Genomic DNA, 12,904 nt, shown 5'->3' on the forward strand with positions numbered 1-12,904 from the left:
GTTATCTCTCCGCATACTTTTCTAGATCTGGGAGTAATAGCAAAGCCAGCTTGTTTCCCTTGTCCGCTGCCTGCTTGGCCCATCTTTTAGCTTCGGCAATATCTCCTTTTGCTTCATGTATAACGGCCAAATTATAAGCTGCTCTGGCGGCATCTTTACGTTTCCTGCCTGCGGCTATGGGTGCAAGCAAGGCTGTAGCCTTATCCCAGTCACTGGCGGCCATACTATAGGCGGCAGGCGTAAACTCTTTATTGGAGTAGTATATGCGTTCGTAGTTAACATGCTTGGGGTGCAGGCGCTGCCAGTAATCCTGCCCGGTTTGCCAGGCAAGCTTATTTACAACAGGTCCGGCGTTTGCCATAGATGGACCAATAGCAAGCAAGCCACTTAGTACACCCCTAGAGTCATATAACTCGTTTCTGGAGAGTTTTTCACTATCCAGAACAGTTCCGGTACTGTCATAAAGTACCCAAGTGGTGCGGGTAAACAAAGTATAATGAGCAGTTTTAGAAACAGATCCTTCACTGTCTTTCTCGCGTACAGTCTCCTGGTCAAGAAAAGCCTCAAAATTTTCTAGTGCCAGGATCAGGTGGTGTGGGTGCTGCCGATAAATACTTTGCACCTGCTCTGCAGTTAGCCGTTGGTTAGGGGTAGCCTGCCTATACTGTGCAGTTGTATCAATGGCCGCCAAGCTAAATGTTTCGTCTGCTACAATAGCATCAGTGGCGCTGTAAAATGCTTCACTGGCACCAACCTTAAACACCTCAATCTTTTTGTCGCGGTTAATAGGTAACAGCTCCGGGTTAAACCTGTTAATGGCTACTACCTTCCATTGCTCGTTGGCTACTGCTACTTCCGGAGGCAGTGTAGTGTTGATGTAAAGTATGGATGTGCAGCTTTGCAGCATCAGGAGGACCAGGCAGTAGGCTGAAAGTTTACTGAAGAAGTTCATACCTGTTGGAGTATAGAATTTGTTTGCGGGTTGCATATACCTACAAAAAAACCTCGGCTTGTTTAGCCGAGGTTTTTAAAGTATAGTGGTAGCAATTAAATGCTGCTGAAATCGAAATTATCTAGATACGCAGTAGTAAAGTTACCTTCTTTAAAACCAGGGTCATCCATTAGTTTCAGGTGGAAAGGAACTGTTGTATTAATACCTTCAATCACAAACTCACTCAGAGCACGCTTCATCTTCACAAGTGCTTCTTCACGTGTCTGCGCACTCACGATCAGTTTTGCGATCATAGAGTCGTAGTTAGGAGGAATAGTATAGCCAGAGTAAACATGAGAATCTACACGCACGCCGTGTCCACCTGGTGTATGTAGTGTAGTGATCTTGCCTGGGCTAGGACGGAAACCGTTCTTAGGGTCTTCAGCATTGATACGACACTCGATTGCATGCATTTTAGGGTAATAGTTCTTGCCTGTAATTTTCTCACCGGCGGCTACCTTTATTTGCTCTTTAATCAGATCGTAATCAATTACCTCTTCTGTAATAGGGTGCTCCACCTGGATACGTGTGTTCATCTCCATGAAGTAGAAGTCACGGTTCTTGTCTACCAGGAACTCAATTGTACCAACACCTTCGTAGTTGATGGCTTTGGCACCGGCAATGGCAGCCTGGCCCATACGCTCACGAAGATCGTCTGTAATGAATGGAGACGGAGTTTCCTCTACCAGTTTCTGGTGACGGCGCTGGATAGAGCAGTCACGCTCTGAAAGGTGCGCTACCTGGCCATGCTGATCGCCTATCAACTGGATTTCGATATGGCGTGGCTCCTCCACAAATTTCTCCAGATAAATGCCATCATTACCGAAAGCAGCCTTAGACTCTGTGCGAGCATCATTCCATGCTTTTTCAAAATCCTCCTCACGCTTAATAATACGCATACCACGGCCACCACCACCGGCAGTTGCTTTGATAATTACAGGGTACTTTATCTTTTTAGCAAGCTTTATACCTTCTTCCAGGTTTTTCAGTAGACCTTCGGATCCCGGAATAGTAGGAACACCTGCTTTTTTCATGGTATCTTTTGCAGAGGCTTTATCACCCATTTGGTTGATCATCTCTGGAGAGGCACCAATAAATTTAATGTTATTTTCAGCACAGATGCGAGAGAACTCAGCATTCTCAGACAAGAAACCATAGCCTGGATGAATGGCATCGGCATTGGTGATTTCGGCAGCTGCGATAATGTTTGGTATGTTCAGGTAAGATTGTGCACTTGGTGCAGGGCCGATACATACAGCTTCGTCGGCAAAACGCACGTGAAGGCTTTCCTTGTCGGCAGTAGAGTATACGGCTACCGTTTTAACACCCATCTCTTTGCAGGTACGGATGATGCGGAGTGCAATCTCGCCACGGTTAGCAATTAGTATTTTCTTAAACATATAATCAAATTAGGGGATTTGAAGATTTGTAGGCTTGAGAACTGTAGACAATGAAAATGGAGACGTTTATCACACCATCTCCATTTTAAATTTTCTCATTTTCAAATTTTCAAATTTGAAAAATTAGCTTGGATCTACCAGGAACAGTGGCTGATCATACTCAACTGGAGAAGAGTTGTCTACCAACACTTTCACGATTTTACCTGATACTTCAGACTCAATCTCGTTGAACAGCTTCATAGCCTCAATAATACAAATTACCTGTCCTTTTTTTACCTCGTCGCCTACGTTAACAAAAGCAGGCTTTTCTGGGCTTGCAGAACGGTAGAAAGTACCAATCATTGGAGCTTTAATGGCAATGTACTTGCTATCGTCAGAAGCGGCTGCTGGAGCAGGGGCGGCAGCTGGTGCCGGTGTAGCTGGAGCAGCTGCCTGAACAGGTGCCATATGTGGTGCAGGAGCAGCAACCGGTGCCGGCTCGCTTACATACTTCACCTTTTGGTTTGGCTCACGCTGTACAGCAATCTTGAATTCTTCTGTCTCGATGTTAACTTTATTCAGGCCAGATTTGGCAATAAAGTCGATAAGGTCCTGGATTTCTTTAGCTTTCATGTGTTATTTAACTCTTTCTGCGTATGAATAAGTACGAGTGTCTACTTTTATTTTTTCGTCCTGCCCGATGAAAAGTGGCACCTGTATAGTGGCACCTGTCTCTACGATAGCTGGTTTAGAGGCGTTTGTGGCGGTATCGCCTTTGATGCCAGGCTCAGTATAAGTGATAGTCAGTTCCACAAAAGGAGGGATTTCGCACGTTAGCGGAGTCTCCGTTTCAGCATGGAAAAGTATAGTTACTTCCTGGCCTTCTTTCATTAAATCTGCAAATGGCACCATAGCCTCGTTCAGTGTTACCTGTTCAAAGTTATTCATGTCCATAAAATTATAGCCCATGTCATCTTTGTAGATAAACTGGTGAGGGCGCTGCTCTACACGGGCAGTAACGATCTTGTGACCAGCTGAGAAGGTATTGTCCAATACTTTACCAGATCTGATATTTCTCAGCTTCGTTCTAACAAACGCAGGACCTTTGCCTGGCTTTACGTGCTGGAAGTCGATTACCTGGTAAAGGTCGTTGTTGTACTCAATCACAACGCCGTTTTTGATATCAGCTGTGGTTGCCATGTTATTTTCTGAATCGTGTTGTACTTAATTGAAACGTTAAAAGTATAGCGCAAAACTATCTATTGCAAGCAAAGTTAGCTAATCTGCCGCATTTGTCCCGAAAAAGGTAAGAATTTAAGTTGCTTTTCTTCCATTTATTCAAGATGTTATGCACGCATAATACTTTTTTCAGCGTGTTTAACGCTAGTTATTTGACTGTTATATTTGCTTCTGATCATGAAAAGAAGAGCCAGCAACAGTACTGCTCCGAAAGTATAAACAGATGCATTCTCAAAGATGTTGTAAAACCTTGATCCCATCAAATCCCTGATGTTTGCTCCAATTAGAATACAAGCTGACACTGCCATTACCTTGCCTGTTGCATTTAGGGCAGTATAATTATACAGTACTACTATAATTGCAGGAAGTGTAAATAAGAAAGCATTTTGGCTTGTAAAGGCAAATAACGGAATTAAGGTTATAAGAAAGGCCCCTTCTGCCATCATGCTCCTCTGCCTTTTTCGGCCCATCCATATAAAGTATAAGAAGCTAACCCCAATAACTAAAAGTAACAGCAATTGATAAATTTTAGATGCTACGCCCGTATTTACAAGATATTGCAAAGGAGTGTATCTGGCTAGTACGGAAAAAATAGTGTGATTGGCATCTGCCAACAGGTCCTGCTTCGCACTTAATTCTATGGTAAGTTCTGATATCCAACTTCTGTTTAGCTGCATAAACTGGTCCCAGGAAGGGTAAAACAGCATAGGTAGTATACCCATTACTAGTAAACCTGCGAAGGAGGCAAGAACGGCTTTATATTTTCCTTTAATCAGGAGGTAAGGGTAGAAAATTAATCCGAAAGGTTTTAAGAACAGACTTATTGCCAACAGAATACCTGCTAAAAGCTGTTTCTTGTTGGAGAGTGCTGTTAGCACAAAAACGTACAGCATTAGCAACACGAAATTAACCTGCCCCAGGTGCCACTCTCTGTGTACATGAGCACCCACTGCCAGGAAAGCTAGCAGAAGGATGTTTTGGTTTCGTTCTTTTACTACTTCTGATTCGATGGCGGTTTGCTTATATAGCACCTTGAGCACAACAATAGTGAGGATGGTAAGTAATGCCCAGAACATAATTTTTGCAACTCCAAAGGGTAGTAAGGCAAAAGGAACAAAGTACAGCGCAGCAGTAGGGGAGTATTTGTATACATAATGCCCGTCGGAGGCAATACGGTAAAGTTGCTTGGTTTGTAGCATTCGTTCTGCAGTGCGATGGTATACTTCCAGGTCGTGCATTGTAAAGCGGTCATTTACAACCTCGCCAATTAACAACACCAAGCTGGCAAAAAGTATATAATACAGCCACAGATTTGGCTTATAGAAGAGTTTCTTCATCTCTAATAAATTGTATAACCTTTTATTACTTACACAAAAGCATTCTTCTGAAGGCAACATTGTTTGCCAAGGTAAATATAGGTAACAGCGCCAGTATTTTCGAAATTTAAACCCTGTAAAGAAAAGGCTTTGTAGGTATACAATAAAAAAAGCGGCCATCAGCCGCTTTTAAATGATTACATTATATTATTGGGGGTCATAAGCCCACTTCAGGTAAATAGCTCCCCATGTAAAACCACCTCCAAAGGCAGCCAGTACCAGGTTATCGCCTTTCTTTAGTTGACTTTCATACTCCCACAGGCAAAGCGGAATGGTGCCGCTGGTGGTGTTACCATACTTATGGATGTTGAGCATTACTTTTTCGTTGCTAAGGCCCATGCGGTTTGCTGTAGCCTCGATAATGCGTTTGTTTGCCTGGTGCGGTACTAGCCAGGCAACATCATCGCCAGACAATTGATTACGCTCCATAACCTCAGCAGATACGTCGGCCATACCTTTAACAGCAAACTTAAAGACCTGCTGACCCTCCTGGAATGCATAATGCTCCCTGGCTTGAACCGTTTCGATAGTTGCTGGTTTGCGGCTTCCACCCGCTTTCATGTGCAGGTACTGAGCACCAGTACCGTCTGATTTTAATACAGAATCAATAATGCCATATCCTTCTGTGTTTGGCTCAAGCATTACGGCACCGCCTCCGTCGCCAAAAATAATGCAGGTAGCTCTATCTGTATAGTCAATGATTGATGACATTTTATCTGCACCCACCACAACTACTTTTTTATACTGACCAGACTCTATGAATTTAGAACCTGTTACCAAAGCATAAAGAAAACCTGAGCAGGCTGCCTGTAGGTCATAACCAAATGCATTAACGGCTCCTACCTCTGCTGTTATCAGGTTGGCTGTTGCCGGAAAAACCATGTCAGGGGTAGTAGTGGCGCATATAAGCAGGTCTACTTCTTCCGGCTTTGTATTTGTTTTTTTAAGCAACTCTCTAACCGCAGGCACTGCAATGTGCGACGTGCCAAGGCCTTCACCTTTCAGAATACGCCTCTCTTTGATACCCGTGCGCGATGTTATCCATTCGTCATTGGTCTCAACCAGTGTCTCAAGTTCTTTGTTTGTGAGCACGTATTCTGGAACATAGCCACTTACACCTGTTATAGCGGCAGTGATTTTACTCATGGTAATGATATTTCGGTTAGAATTAAGTAAGTGGGGCAAGTTACTAAAAAAAAATTGGCATAACCTGCCAGATTCTGTAAAAAGAATTGCTGGAGCAGATTAAGCCAATTAGATATTAATCAGTTACCCCTAAGGGGAAACCGGTTAAATGCTGTATTTTTTCTGAAACCGATCCGATAGTTTAGATGAAACCATTTTCTGGGCCTGCAGCACCATGTTGCATATAGCTTTAGGACTAGACACGCCATGGCCGATTACTGCGTTACCATTAATACCCAGAATAGGACTTCCGCCAACTGCTTCGTAATTAAACTTATCGAAGAACGGATCGTGCATGTTCTTTTCATTCAGGATGTCGTAGATATTCTCCGCCATCTTAAGAATGATATTACCGGTATAACCGTCGCATACAATCACATCTGCCTTATCGTTAAAAAGGTCGCGACCTTCTATGTTGCCGATAAAGTTGATATTGCTGTTTGCTTTTAGGCGCTGGTGAGCTGCCTGTGTAACAACGGTGCCTTTGCCTTCTTCCTCACCCAGGTTCATTAAACCAACTTTAGGGTTTGGAATCTCCAGCACATACTTGGCGTAAATAGAACCAATCTCGCCAAACTGCTCCAGTACTTCCGGTTTGCAGTCGGCATTAGCGCCTACGTCGAGCATGATGCCGAAGCCACCGTTAAGCTTCGGAACTAATCCTCCAATAGAGGGCCTTAAAATACCTTCTACCGCTTTTACACTAAACATAGCACCTACCAGCATAGCGCCGGTATTGCCTGCACTACAAAAAGCATCTGCTTTCTGCATTTTAAGCAGGCCATAACCTACGGCTATGCTAGAGTCGGTTTTCTGGGAAAGCGCCTTTGTAGGGTGCTCGCCCATTTCGATAACCTGGCTAGCATGAACAATTTTTATGTTGTTCCCAGCGTAATTGTATTCCTCAAGCAGCGGTTTGATAACGTCTTCTTTGCCAATCAGCAAAATAGCATCATCTTTTTCCAGTTGCTCTGCGGCAAGTATAGCACCTTTAACGACAGCCTCTGGTGCATAGTCGCCGCCCATAGCGTCTAAGGCGATCCTCATGTATGATGGATGTTGTTAATTATACAGAACTAAAACTAAAGCAGGGTTAGTGCTTACTGTGCGTTAGCTGTATAATTTTTGATAGCCAGCTTGCCTTTGTGGAACAGGTCACCATCAACCACATAAGCGTGGTGGAAAAGGTGAGGCGTATCTGTAGTAGGGCAAGTTGCGATGGCTTTCTCAGAAAGTTTATAATGAGTTCTTCTCTTATCTCTTCTGGTCTTCGAAATCTTACGTTTAGGATGTGCCATTTTTTAGTTGAAATTACTTACTAGTTTATACTTTTTATACTTCTGAAACTCTTTTAGTTAAGGTTTTTGAGAGCGTCCCAACGCGGATCAGTGTCCTCGTCATCGTCGTCCTCATCTTCGCTGTCGCTTTCGCCGCGCGAAGAATAAATCAGGATATCCTCCTCACTTTCTTCATCCTCCTCGTCTATCTCCTCTATAAACCGCGGATGCAGCTTTTTCATAGGCAATGACAGGCTGATGTAATCATACAGGTGCTGCGCAATGTTGATAGCCTGTGTACCGCTTGTGATCTGCCACAGGTCATCGGCCAACTCCATGTTTTCATCGCCATACTTCACTCTGAAAACGTCCTGTACATCTACCGGATGATCAAATTCATCCAGGCTTCTGTCGCAGGTAAGGCGCACATGCCCTTTTATGTCAATTTTAAACGTAAGCAACGACTCTGTTTTATCGAGCTCCACGTTAGCCAGTAGTTTTCCTCCTGAAATTATTTCCTTCCCAAAAAGGTCAAAGAAAGAATCATCCATCTCAAACTCATAGGTATGCACCTTGTTGCTGAGTTTGGCAATGCCGATTTCATAATCTTTTAACTTTTTCACAACCGACTTTTTATTGCAAGACGCAAAATTAGGATATATATCTGAGAAAAAAAATACCTGACGCTATTAAACAGCAGGCATTTGTTCTTCCTTACGCATTTTTATAATGTCGCAGGCCAAGAACAACGCTTCCCGGAAAGAGGTTTCATTTGCAATGTGCTTAGCTGCAATATCATAGGCAGTGCCATGGTCTGGTGAGGTGCGCACGATAGGCAAGCCCGCCGTATAATTCACCCCGCTCTCAAAGGCCAAAGTTTTAAAAGGAATCAATCCCTGGTCATGGTACATGGCCAATACGGCATCTACATGCTTGTACTGCTGCATGCCAAAAAAGCCATCTGCCGGGAAGGGACCAAACACCAGGTGGCCTCGCTCTTTCATTTGCATGATGGCCGGGCGTATGATCTCCATTTCCTCAGTACCCAGCAAACCTTCTTCGCCAGCATGCGGATTAAGGCCCAGCACGGCAATACGTGGCTTCAGTATGCCAAAGTCCTTTCGCAGCGATTCCAGCAGTATGGTCATCTTACGGATAAGCAACTCTGGCGTCAGTTTAGAAGCTACATCTTTAACAGGCATGTGCCCTGTAACTGTAGCCACTCTTAAATCTCCGCTTACTAAAAGCATCAGGCTTTCCGGTGCGTCGAAGTAAGAGGTAAGGAACTCGGTATGGCCCGGGAAATTAAACTCCTCTGCCTGTATGTTGTCTTTATTAATAGGTGCGGTAACCAAACCATCCAGCTTTCCGGCTTTCAGGTCGCGGCTGGCGGCTAGCAATGAATCAAGGGACGCCTTGCCAGATTCCGGTGTTGGCGTGCCAGGTGTAACTTCCAGCTCTCCATCCCAGCAGGTTACCAGGTTTATTTTGCGAGGCACCAGCGCATCGGCAGAGTTAACCGGCTGATAAAAGAAGTGCTCTGCGCTAAGCACCTTTCTTATTCTGTTAAGCACGCCAGGCGCTGCATAAATAACCGGCGTGCAGTAATTAAGTACTCGCTGGTCGCTAAGGGTCTTCACGATCACCTCAGGGCCAATGCCGTTGGTGTCGCCAATACTAATGCCTAATCTTACTTTATACTTTGTATCCATTTTATACTTATCGTGCCTGGGCGCTTAGGTAATTGTAAACCAAGCGTACGCCTGAGCCTGTTGCTAATTTGCCTCTGTAAGAGTCTTCGGCGTGCAGGTAGGCCGTACCGGCAATATCAAAGTGCACCCAAGGGTAATCTGTAAATTCTTCTAAAAACTTGCCTGCTGTGATATGGCCTGCGTCTGCGCCACCTAAGTTCTTCAGGTCGGCAATGTCAGAATCAAGCTGCTTTCTGTACTCATCCCATAACGGAAATTCCACGGTGCGTTCGTGCACATTGTCACCGGCTGCTTTAAGTCCAGCCATTACTTCTTCGCCGGCAGTACCCATTACTACCAGGCCCTCTTTACCCACGGCGCGCATGGCAGAGCCTGTCAGGGTAGCCATATCAATTACTAGTTCCGGGTTATACTTTTTGGCAAAGCTAAGAGCATCGGCAAGTATAAGACGGCCTTCGGCATCGGTGTTGAGTACTTCCACGGTCATGCCGTTGTGCATCGTGATCACATCGCCTGGAGCTACTGCCTGTCCGCCAGGGCGGTTGTCTGTTGCCGGAATCAAGGCTATAATATGTAAAGGCAGTTTGTTTTTAGCAGCGGCATAGATCACGCCTGTTACAGCAGCAGCTCCGGCCATATCAGATTTCATGTAGTCCATTGACTGCGGCGTTGGCTTTAAGCTTAGGCCACCTGTATCGTATACCACGCCTTTACCCACCAGCACGTAGGGCTTTGAGTTTTTGGCGTTCTCAGGTTTCCACTCTAATATATTAAAGGTGGCCGGTTCTTCGCTGCCTTGGTTTACAGCCAGTAAGCCTCCCATCTTCAGGCTTTGTATTCTAAGCTCATCAAGTATCTCAATATCAAAGCCGCCTTCCTTTGCCACTTCCTCCAACTGCTCGCTAAACTGCGGTGCCGATTGGTGGCTGTGCGGTTCGTTTATCAGGTCGCGTACTTTATAGACTGCCTCCAGCACATTGGCCAGTTCCTGTACCTGCTCAGCGTTTATACTTTCGTCGGCAATGGTGATGGTTTGCAAGGTGCTCGGTTTAGGGTCTTTGGTTTTATACTTCAGGTGCTGATAGTTGCTTAAGTATAGACCCTCGGCCAAGTATAAACTTGCCTGCGAGTTGGTCTTATCAAGTATGGTTACCTGAGCTGCCTTGTCAGTTTTGAGTTGCTTTAACAATGCATGGCCTGCCTGGCGCAATGCTTCTTTTTTCAGGTTTTCGGTTTTAGCCTCTGGTGTTACCAGCACGTATACGCGGTGCGAGTAGCGGTTCAGGTTTATGAACTTTGCGTCCTGGTCTACCTGCTGCTGCACATAGTTTTGCTCTTCCGGCTGCAATTCCTGCACCTGGCTAACCGCATCTTTGGCTATTATTATAGCCAGGTCGGTATTTTTAGCTAAGCTTGTGTCGTATTTAAGTTGTGTTGGCATTTGTCGTTCGTATCTTTGAGTGCGCAATATAGTAAGTATAATACGTAATGCGAAAAGCCAGGCAATGCTGCTAAAGCTTTGCTGGCTTTACAATGTAAGGTATAACGAGATTGAGCCAAAAAGTATACTTTTTGAGATTCAGGCTCCTAAATAGTATAACGTGGGTAACGTAAGACCAAAAAAGCACTTGGGCCAGCACTTTCTGGTAGACCAGAACATCGCCATAAAAATTGTGGAGCAGCTTACCCTGCACCGCGGCGTGAAGGATGTATTGGAAATAGGCCCGGGCATGGGGGTGCTCACGCAGTACCTTATTAAACACCCGGAGTACAGAACTACCGTGGTAGACATCGACAGGGAATCCATTGCGTACCTGCAGGAGCATTTTACGACATTGGGGGACCGCATCATCTCTGCCGACTTTCTGAAGACCGATCTGAGCACGCTTTTTCCCGGTCCTTTTGCCATTATCGGTAACTTCCCTTATAACATCTCGAGCCAGATATTTTTTAAAGTGCTGGAGCAGCGCGATGTTGTGCCGGAGGTAGTGTGTATGATACAGAAGGAAGTAGCAGAGCGCATAGCCGCGCCTCCGGGTTCTAAAACCTATGGTATACTTAGCGTATTGCTGCAGGCATTTTATAAGATAGATTATAAGTTTACCGTAGGAGAGAAGGTGTTTAACCCGCCGCCTAAGGTAAAGTCTGCTGTAATTAGCCTGGTGCGAAACGAGGTAGAAAAGCTGGCTTGTAACGAGAAACTGTTTTTTCAGGTAGTTAAATTAAGTTTCGGAACAAGACGCAAAACGCTTCGTAACTCACTCCGAAGTTATAACTTGCCGCCAGAAGTAACGGTACAGCCCGTTTTCGACAAACGCGCCGAGCAGCTTTCGGTGCAGGACTTTGTACAATTGACCCAACTAATAGAGCAGAATATACAGCCATAGTATGCAGCAGCTAGAGATTACACGTGATTTTATTGAGCAGGTAGAGGAGGCCATTGAACGTAAGGATAATGACTTTATCCTAAGTACAATGAGCGACATGCACCCGGCCGATATTACCACGGTGCTCTACGAACTGGATGCCAACGAGTCGAAGTATGTGATGGACCTGCTGCCGCCGGAGGTGGGAGCTGAGATACTTAGCGACTTAGATTATGACATCCGCGAAGACTTCCTCGATTATTTTACAAGTGCTGAAATTGCCCGCTACATCAACTTGATGCACTCGGATGATGCCGTGGATATTCTGAACGAGCAATCGGTGCAGACACGGGAGGAGGTAATCGCTTTAATTGAGAACGAGGAGAAGGCCAAAGACATCCTGGACCTGCTGCACTACGAAGAAGACTGTGCAGGTGGTCTGATGGCAAAAGAGCTTATCAAAGTAAACCTGAACTGGCGCGTAAGGCAGTGTATTGAGGAGATCAGGAGACAGGCTGAAGACGTATCACGCATTTATACTGTGTATGTGGTGGATAACCGCGATATACTGGTAGGCCGCGTGAGTGTGAAAGCGTTACTTCTTTCTAAAGACGATAAGCTGGTAAAAGATATTTACAGCGAAGATGTAATTTCTATCGAATCGTTCAGGGATGAGAACGAAGTGGTAAGCGTGATGCAGAAGTATGACCTGGAGGCTATACCCGTGGTAAACATACAGGGCAGGCTGCTGGGCCGCATCACCATCGACGACGTGGTAGACGTAATGCAGGAACAAGCCGAGTTGAGCCGCCAGTTGATGACGGGTATCTCCGAAAATGTGGAAGAGGACGATAGCGTGTTCCGTATCTCCCGTTCACGTTTGCCCTGGCTGATCATTGGTATGGTGGGAGGTTTGCTGGCTGCACAATTTATGGGCTTCTTCGAAAAAGACATTGCCATACTTCCGGCCCTGGCGCTTTTTGTACCGCTTATCACGGCAACAGGCGGTAACGTTGGTATACAGTCTTCATCCATCATCATCCAGACATTATCATCTAATGCGGTGATGTTCGAGAACTTTGCCCAGCGTATTTTTAAGATGGTGCTGGTAGCCCTGCTCAACGCCCTGATCATTTCGATACTGGTGTTCAGCTTTACTTACCTCTTCAGAAACGACTTCACTTTGTCTATAGTGGTTTCGGTGGCGCTTTTCTCTGTAGTTATGCTAGCATCACTAATGGGCACCATCACTCCTATGGTTCTTGATAAATTTGGAATAAACCCCGCCGTGGCCGCTGGTCCTTTTATCACCACAGCCAACGATTTACTGGGCTTAACTATCTACTTTGGTGTAGCACATTTGCTGTATAGTTTGTAGA

13 protein-coding genes are annotated in these 12,904 nt (G+C 45.2%); 2 read left to right on the forward strand and 11 right to left on the reverse strand.

Annotation, left to right across the window (positions count from 1 at the left end; translation table 11 throughout):
• Window position 1 precedes the first annotated feature (1 nt).
• The 11 genes from WG943_RS14870 to WG943_RS14920 form a co-directional block, all read right to left on the reverse strand.
• Window positions 2–952, reverse strand: coding sequence for a DUF6340 family protein (locus tag WG943_RS14870; RefSeq protein WP_340410209.1), 951 nt, complete (start codon window positions 950–952; stop codon window positions 2–4).
• A 95-nt stretch (window positions 953–1,047) separates the two neighbouring features.
• A complete protein-coding gene (accC, locus tag WG943_RS14875; RefSeq protein ID WP_340410210.1) occupies window positions 1,048–2,391 on the reverse strand; it encodes an acetyl-CoA carboxylase biotin carboxylase subunit in 1,344 nt (447 codons plus the stop codon).
• Window positions 2,392–2,514: 123 nt separating this feature from the next.
• Complete coding sequence (accB, locus tag WG943_RS14880; protein WP_340410212.1) at window positions 2,515–3,003, reverse strand: acetyl-CoA carboxylase biotin carboxyl carrier protein; 489 nt, start codon at window positions 3,001–3,003, stop codon at window positions 2,515–2,517.
• A gap of 3 nt (window positions 3,004–3,006) precedes the next feature.
• Window positions 3,007–3,570, reverse strand: coding sequence for an elongation factor P (gene efp, locus WG943_RS14885; RefSeq protein WP_340410213.1), 564 nt, complete (start codon window positions 3,568–3,570; stop codon window positions 3,007–3,009).
• Window positions 3,571–3,716: 146 nt separating this feature from the next.
• Window positions 3,717–4,946, reverse strand: a complete 1,230-nt coding sequence (locus tag WG943_RS14890; protein WP_340410214.1) for a glycosyltransferase family 87 protein — start codon at window positions 4,944–4,946, stop codon at window positions 3,717–3,719.
• Window positions 4,947–5,132: 186 nt separating this feature from the next.
• Window positions 5,133–6,131 carry a beta-ketoacyl-ACP synthase III gene (locus tag WG943_RS14895; RefSeq protein WP_340410216.1) on the reverse strand — a complete coding sequence of 333 codons (999 nt, stop codon included), beginning with the start codon at window positions 6,129–6,131 and terminating at the stop codon, window positions 5,133–5,135.
• 144 nt (window positions 6,132–6,275) lie between these two features.
• Window positions 6,276–7,217, reverse strand: a complete 942-nt coding sequence (gene plsX, locus WG943_RS14900) for a phosphate acyltransferase PlsX (RefSeq protein ID WP_340410217.1) — start codon at window positions 7,215–7,217, stop codon at window positions 6,276–6,278.
• Window positions 7,218–7,270: 53 nt separating this feature from the next.
• On the reverse strand, window positions 7,271–7,468 hold the full coding sequence (gene rpmF, locus WG943_RS14905) for a 50S ribosomal protein L32 (RefSeq protein WP_340410219.1): 198 nt from the start codon (window positions 7,466–7,468) through the stop codon (window positions 7,271–7,273).
• Between the two features lie 53 nt (window positions 7,469–7,521).
• Window positions 7,522–8,070 (reverse strand): YceD family protein, encoded by a 549-nt coding sequence (locus tag WG943_RS14910; RefSeq protein ID WP_340410221.1) that lies wholly within the window; start codon window positions 8,068–8,070, stop codon window positions 7,522–7,524.
• A gap of 66 nt (window positions 8,071–8,136) precedes the next feature.
• Window positions 8,137–9,159: a 4-hydroxythreonine-4-phosphate dehydrogenase PdxA gene (gene pdxA, locus WG943_RS14915; RefSeq protein WP_340410222.1), complete on the reverse strand. Its 1,023-nt coding sequence runs from the start codon at window positions 9,157–9,159 to the stop codon at window positions 8,137–8,139.
• Window positions 9,160–9,166: 7 nt separating this feature from the next.
• Window positions 9,167–10,600, reverse strand: a complete 1,434-nt coding sequence (locus WG943_RS14920) for a leucyl aminopeptidase family protein (RefSeq protein ID WP_340410223.1) — start codon at window positions 10,598–10,600, stop codon at window positions 9,167–9,169.
• 160 nt (window positions 10,601–10,760) lie between these two features.
• Between WG943_RS14920 and rsmA the strand changes: the two genes are divergently transcribed.
• Together rsmA and mgtE are read left to right on the forward strand one after the other, a co-directional pair.
• Complete coding sequence (gene rsmA, locus WG943_RS14925) at window positions 10,761–11,546, forward strand: 16S rRNA (adenine(1518)-N(6)/adenine(1519)-N(6))-dimethyltransferase RsmA (protein WP_340410225.1); 786 nt, start codon at window positions 10,761–10,763, stop codon at window positions 11,544–11,546.
• A gap of 1 nt (window position 11,547) precedes the next feature.
• On the forward strand, window positions 11,548–12,903 hold the full coding sequence (mgtE, locus tag WG943_RS14930) for a magnesium transporter (protein WP_340410227.1): 1,356 nt from the start codon (window positions 11,548–11,550) through the stop codon (window positions 12,901–12,903).
• Window position 12,904: the final 1 nt, after the last annotated feature.

Source organism: Pontibacter sp. H249 (genome assembly GCF_037892465.1).
GTDB lineage: Bacteria > Bacteroidota > Bacteroidia > Cytophagales > Hymenobacteraceae > Pontibacter.